Genomic DNA, 16,077 nt, shown 5'->3' on the forward strand with positions numbered 1-16,077 from the left:
TTTCCGGCACCCGACTTTACATTTCCAGCTCGATATCCGTCAGCGGCATACAGCAGCAGGGCAGGATCTCGCCGGCGTTGATAAACGCCAGCGGCTGTTGGCGGTAGGCCACTTCGCCTTTCACCAGCTTCAGGCGGCAGGCGCCGCAATAGCCGGAGCGGCATTGGTACTCCACCTGCACGTCGTGCAACTCCAGCACGTCGAGCAGGCAGCTTTCACTGTTGGGGCAGGAGAGCTGCGTGCCGGCGGAGCGCAGCGTTACGATTGGCGTCGCCATCGCTTACAGTTCGAAGTCGCTCAGGTCGTCGGCGTTGATCTCCGAGTCGATCTGGCCAACCAGGTAGGAGCTCACTTCCACTTCCTGCGGCGCCACCTGCACGTTGTCGGACACCAGCCAGGCGTTGATCCACGGGATCGGGTTGGAGCGGGTTTCGAACGGCAGACCGAGGCCGACCGCCTGCATGCGGATATTGGTGATGTACTCCACATACTGGCACAGGATGTCTTTGTTCAGGCCAATCATCGAGCCGTCGCGGAACAGGTATTCCGCCCACTCTTTTTCCTGCTGGGCAGCCAGCACGAACAGATCGTAGCACTGCTGTTGGCATTCCTCGGCGATCTCCGCCATTTCCGGATCGTCGGCGCCGGAACGCATCAGGTTCAGCATGTGCTGGGTGCCGGTCAGGTGCAGCGCTTCGTCGCGGGCGATCAGCTTGATGATTTTGGCGTTGCCTTCCATCAGTTCGCGCTCGGCGAACGCGAAGGAGCAGGCGAAGCTGACGTAGAAGCGGATCGCTTCCAGCGCGTTCACGCTCATCAGGCACAGGTACAGCTGTTTCTTCAGCGCGCGCAGATTGACGGTGACGGTTTTACCGTTCACCTGGTGGGAGCCTTCACCCAGCAGGTGATAGTAGCTGGTCATCTCGATCAGATCGTCGTAGTAGCCGGAGATGTCTTTCGCGCGCTTTTTGATCTCTTCGTTGGTGACGATGTCGTCGAACACCAGCGCCGGATCGTTGACGATATTGCGGATGATGTGGGTGTAAGAACGGGAGTGGATGGTCTCGGAGAATGACCAGGTTTCCACCCAGGTTTCCAGCTCAGGGATCGAGATCAGCGGCAGCAGAGCGACGTTCGGGCTGCGGCCCTGGATGGAATCCAGCAGCGTCTGATACTTCAGGTTGCTGATGAAGATATGCTTCTCGTGCTCCGGCAGCGCCTGGTAATCGATGCGATCGCGGGAGACGTCAACTTCTTCCGGGCGCCAGAAGAAGGAGAGCTGTTTTTCGATCAGCTTTTCGAAGATTTCATGCTTTTGCTGGTCGAAACGCGCAACGTTTACCGACTGGCCGAAGAACATTGGCTCTTGCAGCTGGTCGTTTTTGGTCTGAGAAAAAGTGGTGTAAGCCATAAGCCTGAATCCATCGTAACGTGGCTAAATGAAGGGGCCGGAAAATTCCGGCCCGCTAGGTCAAACTTTAGATCTTGCAGGCGCCGCTTTCGCAGTCGTCATCGCCGGCCTTGGCAGGCTGCAAATCTTCCTGGGCGTCTTCCGCACCGTCGCGGGTGTTTTGGTAGTACAGCGTTTTCACGCCGAACTTGTAGGTGGTGAGCAGGTCTTTCAACAGCTGCTTCATCGGCACCTTGCCGCCCGGGAAGCGGGTCGGATCGTAGTTGGTGTTGGCCGAAATCGACTGGTCGATGAATTTCTGCATCAGCCCCACCAGCTGCAGATAGCCGTCGTTGCTCGGCATTTCCCACAGCAGCTCGTAGTTGTCTTTCAGACGCTCATACTCCGGCACCACCTGGCGCAGGATGCCGTCTTTCGACGCCTTGATGCTGATGTGGCCGCGCGGCGGCTCGATGCCGTTGGTGGCGTTGGAAATCTGCGAAGAGGTTTCCGATGGCATCAGCGCAGACAGGGTCGAGTTGCGCAGGCCGGTTTCCTGGATCTCTTTACGCAGGGTTTCCCAGTCGTAGTGCAGCGGCTCGCTGCAGACCGCATCCAGGTCTTTCTTGTAAGTGTCGATCGGCAGGATACCCTGCGAATAAGTGGTCTCTTTGAACCACGGGCAAGCGCCTTGTTCCTGAGCCAGGCGGTTGGAGGCTTTCAGCAGGTAGTACTGAATGGCTTCGAACGTTTTGTGCGTCAGGTTGTTGGCGCTGCCGTCGGAGTAGCGCACGCCGTTCTTCGCCAGGTAATAGGCGAAGTTGATAACGCCGATGCCCAGGGTGCGGCGGCCCATCGCGCCACGGTGCGCGGCCTTGATCGGATAATCCTGGTAATCCAGCAGGGCGTCGAGTGAGCGCACCGCCAGGGTCGCCAGCTCTTCCAGATCGTCCAGGCTGTCGATCGCGCCCAGGTTGAAGGCCGACAGGGTGCACAGCGCGATCTCGCCGTTTTCGTCGTTGACGTCTTCCAGCGGCTTGGTCGGCAGGGCGATTTCCAGGCACAGGTTGGACTGACGCACCGGCGCGATCTGCGGATCGAACGGGCTGTGGGTGTTGCAGTGGTCGACGTTCTGGATGTAGATGCGGCCGGTAGAGGCGCGCTCTTGCATCATCAGCGAGAACAGCTCAACCGCTTTCACGCGCTTCTGGCGAATGCTGTCGTCTTTCTCGTACTGGGTGTACAGGCGTTCGAATTCGTCCTGATCGGCGAAGAACGCGTCGTACAGCCCCGGCACGTCGGACGGGCTGAACAGGGTGATGTCTTCGCCCTTGATCAGACGCTGGTACATCAGGCGGTTCAGCTGCACGCCGTAGTCCATGTGACGCACGCGGTTGCCTTCAACGCCACGGTTGTTTTTCAACACCAGCAGGCTTTCCACTTCCAGGTGCCACATCGGGTAGAACAGCGTTGCTGCGCCACCGCGCACGCCGCCCTGCGAGCAGGATTTGACGGCGGTCTGGAAGTGTTTGTAGAACGGAATACAGCCGGTATGGAAGGCTTCACCGCCGCGGATCGGGCTGCCCAGCGCGCGGATGCGGCCGGCGTTGATGCCGATGCCGGCGCGCTGCGAAACGTATTTCACAATGGCGCTGGAGGTGGCGTTGATGGAATCCAGGCTGTCGCCGCACTCGATCAGCACGCAGGAGCTGAACTGGCGGGTTGGGGTGCGCACGCCGGACATGATCGGCGTAGGCAGCGAAATCTTGAAGGTGGAAATCGCGTCGTAGAAACGTTTGACGTAGTCCAGACGGGTTTCACGCGGGTAGTTGGAGAACAGGCAAGCGGACACCAGCATGTACAGGAACTGGGCGCTTTCGTAAATCTCGCCGCTGACGCGGTTCTGCACCAGATACTTGCCTTCCAGCTGCTTGACGGCGGCATAAGAGAAGTTCATGTCGCGCCAGTGATCGATAAAGGAATCCATCTGCTCGAACTCTTCAGCGCTGTAGTCTTCCAGCAGATGCTTATCGTATTTGCCCATCTCGACCATGCGCGTCACGTGAGCGTGCAGCTTCGGCGGCTCGAACTGGCCATAAGCCTTTTTACGCAGGTGGAAGATCGCCAGGCGAGCGGCCAGGTACTGATAGTCCGGCGCATCGCGGGAGATCAGATCGGCTGCGGCTTTGATGATGGTTTCGTGAATGTCGGCGGTTTTGATGCCGTCATAAAACTGAATGTGTGAACGCAACTCTACTTGAGAAACCGAGACGTTGTGTAATCCCTCTGCGGCCCAATCGATGACCCGGTGGATTTTGTCGAGATTGATGCGCTCTTTACGGCCATCGCGTTTAGTTACAAGCAGACTTTGGTTCATGTGGTGTTTTACCTGTCCGTATGGTGCCCCTAAGCAGAAGTGTAGTCGCTCTGCTCAGTATGTAAACACTATATATAGGGGTTGTATGTCGGTGAGGTAACAAGATAGTGAGAAAAAACGGCGTTTGCAAGTGAACAAAACCGGCCTAATTTGTGGATAACTTGGGGGTGAAATGTAACTTGCCGTTCGCAGTGCGCGCCGTGACTGGCGCGACAAGCTTGTCAATAAGCGCGATCAGATTTTACTGAAAAACTGAAAAAATCGATCGTTTGGCGCTTTATTAAACGTTAGAAAAAAACGGCATATTGATCTGTTTTAATATTCTAAAAAACTGTTTACAACGGGTATTTTGAGCGAAATCGCGGAAATTAGGTATTTTTCCGAATACGCCAACGGCGCCGCCCCCCGGTAATGCAGAGCCGGCGCGGTTTACAGAGCTTAACCTTCGTGCTGGGTGTGCACCATGTAGTTCACGTCAACGTTGCGCCCAAGCTTGAAATGATCGGTGATCGGGTTGTAATGCAGGCCGATCATGTGCTTTTCGCGCAGTGGCGTGCCGTCGACCCAGCCGATCAGTTCGGAAGGGCGAATGAACTTCTTATGATCGTGGGTGCCCTGCGGCACCATCTTCAGCACGTACTCCGCGCCGATCACCGCCATCAGCCAGGCTTTGGTGTTGCGGTTGATGGTGGAGAAGAACACGTGGCCGCCCGGTTTCACCAGCTGGGCGCAGGCGCGCACCACCGAGGCCGGATCCGGCACGTGCTCCAGCATCTCCATGCAGGTGACCACGTCGTAGCGTTGCGGGTTGGCCTGAGCGTGGCTTTCCACCGTCTCCTGCACATAGGTGACGTCCATGCCGCTTTCCAGCGCGTGCAGCCGCGCGACCTGCAGCGGCTCCGCGCCCATGTCCAGCCCGGTCACCTTGGCGCCTTCGCGCGCCATGCTTTCCGCCAGAATGCCGCCGCCGCAGCCCACGTCGAGCACCTGCTTGTCAAAAATGCCGCCGGCGCGCTGCATGATGTAGTTCAGGCGCAGCGGGTTGATGCGGTGCAGCGGTTTGAACTCGCCTTCCAGATCCCACCAGCGGGAGGCGACGGCCTCGAACTTGGCGATTTCCTGGTGGTCAACGTTTTGCACTCGGCTGGATGATTCTGCGTTCATGGGCTTGTCTGGCTCCTTGTTCTCGTTGCGCGGATTATACATGTTCCGGCGCGGCATCGTCTGCGCCGATGCGTTTTTAGCGCACTTATCTGCACAATTTCCGTGAAACAGCGGCGGTTATTTTCCCGTAAAGCGTGCTTTGTGATATAGTTTTACACCTTTGCCACTATGGCAGCGGGCAGATGAATCATTAGTAGAGGGATAGCAGCTCCATGAGCGACCTTGCCAGAGAAATCACACCGGTAAACATCGAAGACGAGTTGAAAAACTCGTATCTGGACTATGCGATGTCCGTTATTGTCGGACGTGCGCTGCCAGATGTTCGTGATGGACTGAAGCCGGTTCACCGCCGCGTTCTGTACGCGATGAGCGTATTGGGTAACGACTGGAATAAACCATACAAGAAATCGGCCCGTGTCGTCGGGGACGTGATCGGTAAATATCACCCACACGGTGACAGAGCGGTTTACGACACTATCGTGCGTATGGCTCAGCCGTTTTCACTGCGCTACATGCTGGTGGACGGTCAGGGTAACTTCGGCTCCGTCGACGGCGACTCCGCTGCGGCGATGCGTTATACCGAAGTGCGCATGTCCAAGATTGCTCACGAACTGTTGGCGGATCTGGAAAAAGAAACCGTCGACTTCGTGCCTAACTATGATGGCACCGAGCAGATCCCGGCCGTCATGCCGACCAAGATCCCGAACCTGCTGGTCAACGGCTCGTCGGGCATCGCCGTGGGCATGGCCACCAATATCCCGCCGCACAACCTGGCGGAAGTCGTCAACGGCTGCCTGGCCTATATCGACGATGAAAACATCAGCATCGAAGGGCTGATGGAACACATCCCGGGGCCGGACTTCCCGACGGCGGCGATCATCAACGGCCGTCGCGGCATTGAAGAGGCCTACCGCACCGGGCGCGGCAAAGTCTACCTGCGCGCGCGCGCGGAAGTGGAAGCCGACGCCAAGACCGGGCGCGAAACCATCATCGTTCACGAGATCCCGTATCAGGTGAACAAGGCGCGTCTGATCGAGAAGATCGCCGAGCTGGTGAAAGAAAAGCGCGTGGAAGGCATCAGCGCGCTGCGCGACGAGTCCGATAAAGACGGCATGCGCATCGTGATCGAAGTCAAACGCGACGCGGTCGGCGAAGTGGTGCTGAACAACCTGTATGCGCTGACGCAACTGCAGGTCACTTTCGGCATCAACATGGTCGCGCTGCATCAGGGCCAGCCTAAGCTGCTGAACCTGAAAGACATCCTCGAAGCCTTCGTGCGTCACCGCCGCGAAGTGGTTACGCGCCGCACCATCTTCGAACTGCGCAAGGCCCGCGACCGCGCCCATATCCTGGAAGCGCTGGCTATCGCACTGGCCAACATCGATCCGATCATCGAGCTGATTCGCCGTGCGCCGACCCCGGCCGAAGCGAAAGTCGCGCTGGTGGCGCAGCCGTGGGATCTGGGCAACGTCAGCGCCATGCTGGAGCGCGCCGGTGACGACGCCGCCCGCCCTGAGTGGCTGGAGCCGGAGTTCGGCATCCGCGACGGCAAGTACTACCTGACCGAGCAGCAGGCTCAGGCGATTCTGGATCTGCGCCTGCAGAAACTGACCGGCCTGGAGCACGAGAAGCTGCTGGACGAATATAAAGAGCTGCTCAACTTTATCGCCGAGCTGATCTTTATCCTGGAAAGCCCAGAGCGCCTGATGGAAGTGATCCGCGAAGAGCTGGTGGCAGTCAAAGAGCTGTACAACGACGGCCGCCGCACCGAGATCACCGCCAATACTTCCGACATCAACATCGAAGACCTGATCAACCAGGAAGACGTGGTGGTGACCCTGTCTCACCAGGGCTACGTGAAGTATCAGCCGCTGTCCGACTATGAAGCGCAGCGCCGCGGCGGCAAAGGCAAGTCTGCGGCGCGTATCAAAGAAGAAGACTTTATCGATCGTCTGCTGGTGGCCAACACCCACGATACGATCCTGTGCTTCTCCAGCCGTGGCCGCCTGTACTGGATGAAGGTGTACCAACTGCCTGAAGCCAGCCGCGGCGCGCGCGGTCGCCCAATCGTCAACCTGCTGCCGCTGGAAGCCGATGAGCGTATCACCGCCATTCTGCCGGTGCGCGAGTATGAAGAAGGGCGCCACGTGTTCATGGCCACCGCCAGCGGTACCGTGAAGAAAACCGCGCTGACCGAGTTCAGCCGCCCACGCAGCGCCGGCATCATCGCCGTCAACCTCAACGAGGGTGACGAGCTGATCGGTGTCGATCTGACCGACGGCAGCAACGAAGTGATGCTGTTCTCCGCCAACGGTAAAGTGGTGCGCTTCCCGGAAACGCAGGTGCGTTCGATGGGCCGTACCGCGACCGGCGTGCGCGGCATCAACCTCGGCGAAGGCGACAGCGTGATCTCGCTGATCGTGCCGCGCGGCGAAGGCGACATCCTGACCGTCACGCAAAACGGCTTCGGTAAACGTACCGCCGTGACCGAGTACCCGACCAAGTCGCGCGCCACCCAGGGGGTTATCTCCATCAAGGTGAGCGAGCGTAACGGCCAGGTGGTCGGCGCCGTGCAGGTGGAAACCAGCGACCAGATCATGATGATCACCGATGCCGGCACGCTGGTGCGTACCCGCGTTTCGGAAGTCAGCGTGGTGGGCCGTAACACCCAGGGCGTGACGCTGATCCGCACGGCGGAAGACGAAAACGTCGTCGGTCTGCAGCGCGTGGCCGAGCCGGTGGAAGACGAAGAGCTGGACAGCCTGGAGCCGGGCGCGGAAGCGGTGGAAGAAGACACCACGCCGCTGGACGATGGCGACGACGCGGCTGAGCCGATGGACGACGACAACGTTTAAAGCAAAGGGCGTCGGCATGCCGGCACCATGATGCACTGCGACAAAAGGGTCTGGCAGCGATGCTAGGCCCTTTTTCAGTTATATGGTTTAATTGGCGCACCGAGCCGCCGGCCGCTGCGCCGGCGACAGCGTGCGCCGCCACTGACTTTCGTATGGTATCCGATTGAAATACTTAGCCTCTTTTCGAACTACGCTGAAGATATCCCGCTATCTGTTCCGGGTACTGGCGATTTTGCTGTGGTCGTTGGGTGCGCTGCTCACCACCTTTTATATTCTGAATATCCTGCATCAGAAAGAATCGGACATCCGGCAGGAGTACAACCTCAACTTCGACCAGGCGCAGGGCTACATCCGTCACTCCGCTGACATCATTCGCGACATCAAGTATATGGCGGAAAACCGCCTCAACGGTTCGGTCAGCGGCCTGGACATGTTCAGCGGCGTGATCCCCGGCAAGGGCAGCCCGCCGCAATTCTTTCCGCTGTACCCGGAGTCCAACTGCGCGCTGAGCACCACCTATCGCAGTTCGCTCGATTCGCTGAGCGGCCTGATCCAGTATTGGAAAGAGAACTTCGTGGCGGCCTACGATCTCAACCGGGTGTTCTTCATCGGCGGCGACAGCCTGTGTATGGCGGAGTTCGGCGGCGGCAACGCGAGCGCCAATCGGGAAAACATGCTGAAGTTGCTGCACGAGCGCATTCTGAAATACCGCAACGCCAAGAATCTCGACAAAGACAACAACCTGTATTGGATCAGCCCCAGCGCGCAGCGGCCGGACGTCGGTTATCTGTACGTGCTGACGCCTCTCTATATCGGCAACAAGCTGGAGGCGTTGCTGGGCATCGAGCAAACCGTTCGGCTGGAAGATTTCGTTACCGCCGGCAACCTGCCGATCGGCGTCACGCTGCTGGATGAGAACAACGAGCCGGTGCTGCGCCTGGCGGATGGCGAACGCTATGCCGCTGCGCTCAACAGCTACCCCGAAGAGCATGCCTACTTCGGTTATGTCGACAATTACCGCGACCTGATCCTGAAGAAAGCGCTGCCGCCTTCTTCGCTGAGCATCGTCTATGCGCTGCCGGTGAAAAGCGTGGTGGAACGCTTCAAAATGCTGATCCTCAACGCGCTGTTGCTGAACCTGTTGTCGGCCATCGTGCTGTTCACGCTGGCGTGGCTGTTTGAGCGCAAGATGTTCCTGCCGGCGGAGGACAACGCCTTCCGCCTGGAAGAGCACGAGCAGTTCAACCGCAAGATCGTCGCTTCGGCGCCGGTGGGCATCTGTATCCTGCGCATCAGCGACGGCACCAATATTTTGAGTAACGAGCTGGCGCACAACTACATCAACCTGTTGACCCACGAAGATCGCGATCGCATAACGCGCATCATTTGCGAACAGCAGGCGAATTTCGTCGATGTGATGACCAGCAACAACAACAACCTGCAGATCAGCTTTGTCCATTCGCGCTACCGTAACGAAGAGGTGGCGATTTGCGTGTTGGTGGACGTCAGCGCGCGCGTGAAGATGGAAGAGTCGCTGCAGGAGATGGCGGCGGCGGCGGAGCAGGCCAGCCAGTCGAAATCGATGTTCCTGGCCACCGTCAGCCATGAGCTGCGCACGCCGCTGTACGGCATTATCGGCAACCTTGATCTGCTGCAAACCAAGGCGTTGCCGCAAGGGGTCGATCGGCTGGTCAATGCGATGAACAACTCTTCCGGCCTGCTGCTGAAAATCATCAGCGACATTCTCGATTTCTCCAAAATCGAGTCCGAGCAGTTGAAGATTGAACCGCGCGAGTTCTCCTGCCTGGAGGTGATCACCCATATCGCCGGCAACTATTTGCCGCTGGTGGTCAAGAAACGTCTGGGGCTGTACTGCTTTATCGAACAGAACGTGCCGGAGCGCATCTTCGGCGATCCGGTGCGGCTGCAGCAGGTGCTCTCCAACCTGGTGAACAACGCCATCAAGTTCACCGATACCGGCTGTATCGTGCTGCAGGTCTGCACCCGCGGCAGCTACCTGGAGTTCAGCGTGCGCGATACCGGCGTCGGCATCCCGGAGAAGGAGATTTCGCGCCTGTTCGATCCGTTCTTCCAGGTGGGGACCGGCGTGCAGCGTCATTTCCAGGGCACCGGCCTGGGATTGGCGATCTGCGAGAAATTGGTCAACCTGATGGACGGCGACGTCTCCGTCGAGTCCGAGCCGGGCCTGGGCAGCTTGTTCAGCATTCGCATTCCATTGTTTAACGCCCAGTTCCCGATCCCGCAGGCCAGCGATACCTGGCAGGGGCGTCGGCTGTGGCTGGATATCCGCAATCAGCGGCTGGAAAGCTACCTGATGGCGATCCTGGGCGGCTACGGCGCCGATATCCAGCGCTATGACGGGCAGGAGACCGCCGCGGGAGAGGTGCTGCTCAGCGATCATCCGCTGATGCTGGATGCGCCGCTGCTGGCTCAGATCCAATTCTCCACCGAGCATATTGGCCCATCACAGGAAACCCGGCCGGGCTATTGGATGCACAGCACCTCCACGCCGCGTGAAACGCTGACCTTGCTTAACCGGTTGTTCGGCGTCGGCAGCGGCGCGGCAGAGGCGCTGGTGCAGCTGCCGGTGCCCGCCAAGGCTAGCGCGGCGGACAACGGCGATATTCATCTGCTGGTGGTCGACGATCATCCGATCAACCGTCGCCTGTTGTCCGATCAGCTGGGATCGCTGGGATATCAGGTGGTGACCGCCAACGACGGCGTCGACGCGCTCGGCGTGCTGAAACAGCATCGCGTCGATATTGTGCTGACCGACGTCAATATGCCGAATATGGACGGTTATCGTCTGACGCAGACGCTGCGGCAGATGCAGTTCAGCGCGCCGGTGATCGGCGTGACGGCGAACGCGCTGGCGGAAGAGAAGCAGCGTTGCCTTGAGGCGGGTATGGATAATTGCCTGTCGAAACCGGTCACGCTGGAGACGCTGGAACAGACGTTGGCTTACTACAGCCAGCAGGTGCGCTACAGCCGCAGCGAGGCTTGAAAAGCAAACAGGCACGGCGAATGCCGTGCCTGTTTGGCGTTAACCTGCCGTGAGTCAGGCTTTAGTCTTTGTCCAACGGCGTCATGCTGACGGAGGAGAGGTAGTTGAGCAGGGCGATGTCGTTCTCGACGCCCAGCTTCATCATCGCCGATTTCTTCTGGCTGCTGATGGTTTTGATGCTGCGGTTGAGCTTCTTGGCGATCTCGGTCACCAGGAAACCTTCGGCGAACAGGCGCAGCACTTCGCTCTCTTTCGGCGACAGGCGTTTGTCGCCATAGCCGCTGGCGCTGATCTTCTCCAGCAGTTTAGAGACGCTTTCCGGCGTGAACTTCTTGCCTTTCTGCAGGGCGGCCAGCGCCTTCGGCAGATCGGTCGGCGCGCCTTGTTTCAGCACGATGCCTTCGATATCCAGATCCAATACCGCGCTCAGGATCGCCGGGTTGTTGTTCATGGTCAGCACGATGATCGACAACTGCGGATAGTGACGCTTGATGTACTTAATCAGCGTGATGCCGTCGCCATACTTGTCACCCGGCATCGACAGATCGGTGATCAGCACGTTGGCGTCCAGCTTGGACAGATTGTTGATCAGTGCGGTTGAGTCTTCGAACTCCCCAACGACATTCACCCATTCAATTTGCTCAAGTGACTTCCGGATGCCAAACAGTACGATAGGATGGTCATCAGCAATAATTACGTTCAGGTTATTCATGTTGTTGGCTACCTTGCTTCAGCAGTCTGCTGACGAAAAAATCAATCTGACTGATGTTATTCTCGATCTCGGGCGCATCACCTTCTGCGATGCGCTGTTCTAACGATTCGCACAGCTGCTTGCCGGGAAGCAGATTTAACATGGCAAACACGCCTTTCAGGCGATGTGCGGTTTGTGACAGCGCATTGAAATCACTGCTGCCCGCCTCAGTATACAGTTTTTTGACATCGTCGGGTACTGTATCGACAAACAGCCCATAGTAATCACTTGATTTCAATTGTTTTTCATAGAGTTGGATATCTTCTGAACTCAATGAAAGCGGGCTTTCTTCCTGTTCCAGCGCGGCCATTTGCTGTTCGATCAGTATCAGCACGGCGTCGATTAATGCGCCGTTCAGGTTGTAGTTCACCCGAATGTAGCGTTTATCCAGCGCTTGCCAACCCGGCTCATCGGTCGCCAGCAGCAGGGTGTAATCATCGGCTCTCTGCGGGTTATCGGTCAGCAGCACGTCATAATCGCGATTGACCGCGCGATCGTCGGCGACGAGGCAGTCGGCGCCGTAGGCCTGTAGCAGACGGGTCACGATGCCGCGCACTTCATCCGACGTGACGTCCAGCAGGGCGGTGACGCCGTCGAGCAGTTTTTCCTGCTCCTGCGGCTCTTTTTTCTCCATCTCCATGGCGACGCGAATGGTGTAGCGAGTGCCGATATCCACCTTGCTGCGAATGTCCAACTGGCCGTTAAGCTTCTTGCACAGCTGATTGCACAGGAAGAAGGTGAGGCCGGAACCGTGGTTGAAGCGATCCACCAGCGTCTGGCTGAGGAACGGATAGTTGAGGTTGCTGATCTCTTCGTTGGAGATGCCGGAGCCGGTGTCGTTGATTTGGAAAATCAGGCGGTCAGGGTGCTCGGGCTCATGGTCGATAACCAGTGTAACCTTGCCGCAGGCGGTGGTGATAATGGCGTAATGCACCAGCAGCGAGATCACCTTGCGCAGCGCGTTGGCGTCGCCGATATAGTTCTGCTCGACGTCCAGCTGGAAATGCTTGAACAGCGCCAGCCCCTTCTGATTAAGGGCGGGCAGGGCCTCCAACAGCAACTCGTCGATCATCGCCGTCGGGCTAAACGGCTCGCGCGAGGGTTGCCAGTCCTGGGTTTCCAGCCGGGTCAGCAGGGTGATGTTATCGATCAATTCCAGCACCGAAGCCGACGCCGCCGTCAGCTGGCCCAGCAGCGCCTGCTGCTGTTCCTCATCCGGCCTGCCGTGCAGACGATCGACCAGATCGTGCATCTGGCGTACCGGCTGATTCAGCTCAATGCCCAGGTTGTGCAGCATCAGCTTGCGCGCCTGAACGTTTTTGTCGTATTCGCGCCGTGCCTGCTGCAGCCGCTTGTTCACCATCACCTCTTTATCCTGATCGTGCATCAGGAACAGGTAGGTGTCCGGCGACAACTGGCTGCGGAAGATGCGGATTTCATACACCTCGTTGTTGACCGTCGCCTGGATCACCCCGTGATGCTGTTCGGCCATATGGGCGATCTTTTGCAGACTGAGGTGCGGCAACAGGTGCTCTGCGATTTTATTGCTGGCGATCACCGCATTGTTGGCGAAGCTGTAGACCAGCAGGCCGGAAGGCAGGCTGGAGACGATTTCCTGATTCAGCGCGCGCTCGGCCTCCAGTTCCACCGCCATGTTTTCGCTCGGGCGAATGTACTGGCGGCGGATAAAGTAGATGCTCAGCATCGACAGCGCCAGCAGCAGCAAGTTGACCGCGATCAGCCAGATGTTGTTGCGCAGCAGGTCGATGGCCAGATTGATGGCCGAAACGCGATATACCACCTTCAGCGGCGCATTGGGCAGGGCGGCGCTGAACTCCACCCAGCCGCCGCTCATCGTCGCATGGGTGCCGAGGACGGTTTCCGCCGGGATGGTGCTGTCGTCGAGATCAACCTCGTCCGGCTGCAGCAGGAAATTGGCGCGGGCCAGATTGGCCGGAATGATGTCGTTGATCGGCAAGTCGAAGGCGATCACCGTCGCCAGATGCCCTGGCTGATTGAAAGTGGTGCGAATCGAGAACGAATAGGCGTTCTGGAAGCGCTGCTTGCGCAGATCGGAAAAGCTCTCGCGCTCGTCGAGCATATTGGCCTGCTGCAGCATCTCGGCGCGGCGTTCGTCCGCCGAGGTGGTCAGGTAGCTTTCCCGAAAGCGCGAAGCCAGCTCTTTGAGCGGCTGGGTGGTGATCAGGCTGAGGCTGTTGTCCTGACCATTGAGGTAATACATGGCGTAGTTTTCGGTCTTGGCGCCCCAGCGGGTGTCCAGGTAGTCCGAGATGTTGGCGATCATCGCCAGCGTGCTCTCGTCATGGCTGCCGAAGATCACCGCGTCGGTTTTCTTGTGCGGTTTCTCGATATAATAGACGTCGGGCCGCAGGCGGGTTTCCTGCAAACCGGGATCGACATTCTGCGCCGGCGCATTGCCGAATTTGTCATAGACCTGATAGGTCATATAGCGGTAGGTATCGATGCGCTTTTGCAGCGAACCGGCAATGCTGTTCAGCGCGTACTTCTTTTCCGCCAGCCAGGCATTGGTGTAGTTGTAGCCATACAGGCCGATGCCGATCGTCAGCAGCACGATAAACAGCAGGAAGCAGCGGGTAATGTTGCTGGAGCTGATGGTCAATTGTTTATTTTGCATAGTGGCTGCGCATTCCTGAATCAGCGAGTGACGGCCCTGGCGCTGGCGGTCACCGCCAACAGCAGAGCGGCTACACAGGCGAAGGCCACCGTCAGGCTGGAAAACTGAGCGATGAAGCCGATCAGCGCCGGGCCGGCCAGAATACCGGCATAGCCGACGGTGGTGACGGAGGCGATCGCCAAATTGGCCGGCATGTCGCGCTGGTTGCCTGCAGCGCTGAACAGGATCGGCACCACGTTCGAGGCGCCCAGGCCGACCAGCATGAAACCGACCAGCGACACGGTGGCGTGATTGAAGGCGATGGCCAGACTCAGGCCGAGAGCGGCGCACAGGCTGCCCAGCAGCAACACCCGGTAGCGGCCCAGCGAGTTCACCACCCGATCGCCATTGAGGCGACCGAGCGTCATGGTGATGGAAAACAGCGCATAGCCCAGACCGGCCTGGCTGTGTTCGACGCCGCGCAATGTGGTGAGGAACAGCGCGCTCCAGTCGAGCATCGATCCTTCCGCCAGGAACATGATGAAGCAAAGAATGCCGATGAACATCACCCAGCCGCGCGGCAAGACGAACATCGGCCCGCCGTCGTCGGCGCCGCTCTCACGCAGCAAATGGCGGCTGGCGAGCGCCAGCAGCACTATCACCGCCAGTACGGTAAGCAGGGTGGATTGCAGCGGCGTCAGCCCCAGCCACAGCAGCGCGCTGACGCCGCCGGCGCCGGCAATGCCGCCGATGCTGAAGAAACCGTGAAAGCCGGACATCATCGCCTTGCCGCTGGCGCGTTCGACGATCACCGCCTGAACGTTCATCGCTACGTCGATCATGCCGATCGCCGCACCGAACAGCAGCAGCGCCACGGCCATGCCGCCGAGAGAGTCCATCAGCGCCAGCAGCGGCAGATCGATGCACAATCCCAGCCCCGCCATCAAGATCACCGCGCGGCAGCCCAATTTGCCGGTCAGGAAACCGGTCAGCGGCATCGCCAGCATGGAGCCGGCGCCGATACAGAGCAGCAACAGGCCGAGCGAGCCGTCGTCGATGCCGATGCGTGCTTTGGCGAAGGGGACCAGCGGCGCCCAGGCGGCCATGCCGAGACCGGCGACGAAAAAGGCCAGACGGGTGGCGATCTGTTGAGGAACGCCGGGCGTTTGCTGTTCATTGCACAAGGTGGCTGTCATGTAAGCGTCAGGATCTTGGGTCAAAAGAATGGTGAAAGTTACTGACAGTTTTTATCACAATCCGCGATCCGGGTCGAAAATATTCGTGCCTGATATATCCCTGGCGCCGCCTCTGCGCACCAGCCACAGCGCGATAGCCTGGATAATATAGTCCTTTTGCCGCTCGTCCAGTGCGACGCCCTGCGGTATGCCGTGCCACTTTTCCAGGCAGCCGCGGCAGCAGGTGGCGGTGGCGTGCTGGGCGACGAATACCGGGTGGCCACGCATCGGCGTTTGCTTGCCGTCGTTTTTAGGGTGGGCGGCGGCCAGGCGGCGATCGATAAAATCGCGGGCATGGCTGAGGATAAGGGGTAATCCCTTGCCCTCGAGATAAGCCTGGTCTTTGGCATTTAAACGGAAGCGAGCGCGGAAGGGGGAACTTTGCAGCCGCCGCCACAGCACGTCGGGTTGAAAGGGCATCATGAATTTTACTCGCTGAAAGTGCGCTTTTTTCAGATTACCAGAACTGAAACTCTGCGGCTAATTGTGCCTGCGGCGGGAAATAATCGGCAAGATAAAGCACGAAATGAAAAGCAAGCTCAATTTGTAGGCTAAAATAAGGAAAAAGATTAGCGATTAGTGCGGCGGTAAATTAGTGAAACTATATCATTGGGTTATTTATTTGCTTGCTATTTGTGCGAGTCG

At 58.5% G+C, this 16,077-nt stretch carries 10 protein-coding genes; 2 read left to right on the top strand and 8 right to left on the bottom strand.

Going from position 1 to position 16,077, the window contains the following annotated elements:
* Nucleotides 1–16: 16 nt before the first annotated feature.
* From yfaE to ubiG, 4 genes are all read right to left on the bottom strand, one after another.
* Entirely contained in the window at nt 17–277 is a 261-nt protein-coding gene (gene yfaE / locus ACJ8HB_RS06010) for a class I ribonucleotide reductase maintenance protein YfaE (protein WP_047571230.1), read from the bottom strand.
* A gap of 3 nt (nt 278–280) precedes the next feature.
* Complete coding sequence (nrdB, locus tag ACJ8HB_RS06015) at nt 281–1,411, bottom strand: class Ia ribonucleoside-diphosphate reductase subunit beta (RefSeq protein WP_047571232.1); 1,131 nt, start codon at nt 1,409–1,411, stop codon at nt 281–283.
* Between the two features lie 67 nt (nt 1,412–1,478).
* Nucleotides 1,479–3,767, bottom strand: a complete 2,289-nt coding sequence (gene nrdA, locus ACJ8HB_RS06020; protein ID WP_033635301.1) for a class 1a ribonucleoside-diphosphate reductase subunit alpha — start codon at nt 3,765–3,767, stop codon at nt 1,479–1,481.
* A 438-nt stretch (nt 3,768–4,205) separates the two neighbouring features.
* A complete protein-coding gene (ubiG, locus tag ACJ8HB_RS06025; protein WP_004935909.1) occupies nt 4,206–4,931 on the bottom strand; it encodes a bifunctional 2-polyprenyl-6-hydroxyphenol methylase/3-demethylubiquinol 3-O-methyltransferase UbiG in 726 nt (241 codons plus the stop codon).
* A gap of 212 nt (nt 4,932–5,143) precedes the next feature.
* Between ubiG and gyrA the strand changes: the two genes are divergently transcribed.
* Both gyrA and rcsC read left to right on the top strand, forming a co-directional pair.
* A complete protein-coding gene (gene gyrA / locus ACJ8HB_RS06030) occupies nt 5,144–7,786 on the top strand; it encodes a DNA topoisomerase (ATP-hydrolyzing) subunit A (RefSeq protein WP_060388057.1) in 2,643 nt (880 codons plus the stop codon).
* Between the two features lie 163 nt (nt 7,787–7,949).
* Nucleotides 7,950–10,811 carry a two-component system sensor histidine kinase RcsC gene (rcsC, locus tag ACJ8HB_RS06035; protein WP_047571234.1) on the top strand — a complete coding sequence of 954 codons (2,862 nt, stop codon included), beginning with the start codon at nt 7,950–7,952 and terminating at the stop codon, nt 10,809–10,811.
* 61 nt (nt 10,812–10,872) lie between these two features.
* On the opposite strand, the gene rcsB is transcribed toward rcsC, so the two are convergent.
* Genes rcsB through ACJ8HB_RS06055 form a run of 4 tightly spaced genes read right to left on the bottom strand, consistent with a single transcriptional unit; the run spans nt 10,873 to nt 15,855 of the window.
* Complete coding sequence (gene rcsB / locus ACJ8HB_RS06040) at nt 10,873–11,523, bottom strand: response regulator transcription factor RcsB (protein WP_004935900.1); 651 nt, start codon at nt 11,521–11,523, stop codon at nt 10,873–10,875.
* Nucleotides 11,516–14,218 carry a phosphotransferase RcsD gene (rcsD, locus tag ACJ8HB_RS06045; protein WP_094859989.1) on the bottom strand — a complete coding sequence of 901 codons (2,703 nt, stop codon included), beginning with the start codon at nt 14,216–14,218 and terminating at the stop codon, nt 11,516–11,518. The genes rcsB and rcsD overlap by 8 nt, the downstream gene beginning before the upstream one ends.
* A 20-nt stretch (nt 14,219–14,238) precedes the next feature.
* Complete coding sequence (locus tag ACJ8HB_RS06050) at nt 14,239–15,393, bottom strand: MFS transporter (protein WP_033653783.1); 1,155 nt, start codon at nt 15,391–15,393, stop codon at nt 14,239–14,241.
* Nucleotides 15,394–15,447: 54 nt separating this feature from the next.
* Entirely contained in the window at nt 15,448–15,855 is a 408-nt protein-coding gene (locus tag ACJ8HB_RS06055; RefSeq protein WP_094859988.1) for a DUF4186 domain-containing protein, read from the bottom strand.
* Nucleotides 15,856–16,077 lie beyond the last annotated feature (222 nt).

The sequence above is a fragment of the Serratia sp. CY27727 genome, from assembly GCF_052169275.1.
GTDB classification, from domain to species: domain Bacteria; phylum Pseudomonadota; class Gammaproteobacteria; order Enterobacterales; family Enterobacteriaceae; genus Serratia; species Serratia sarumanii.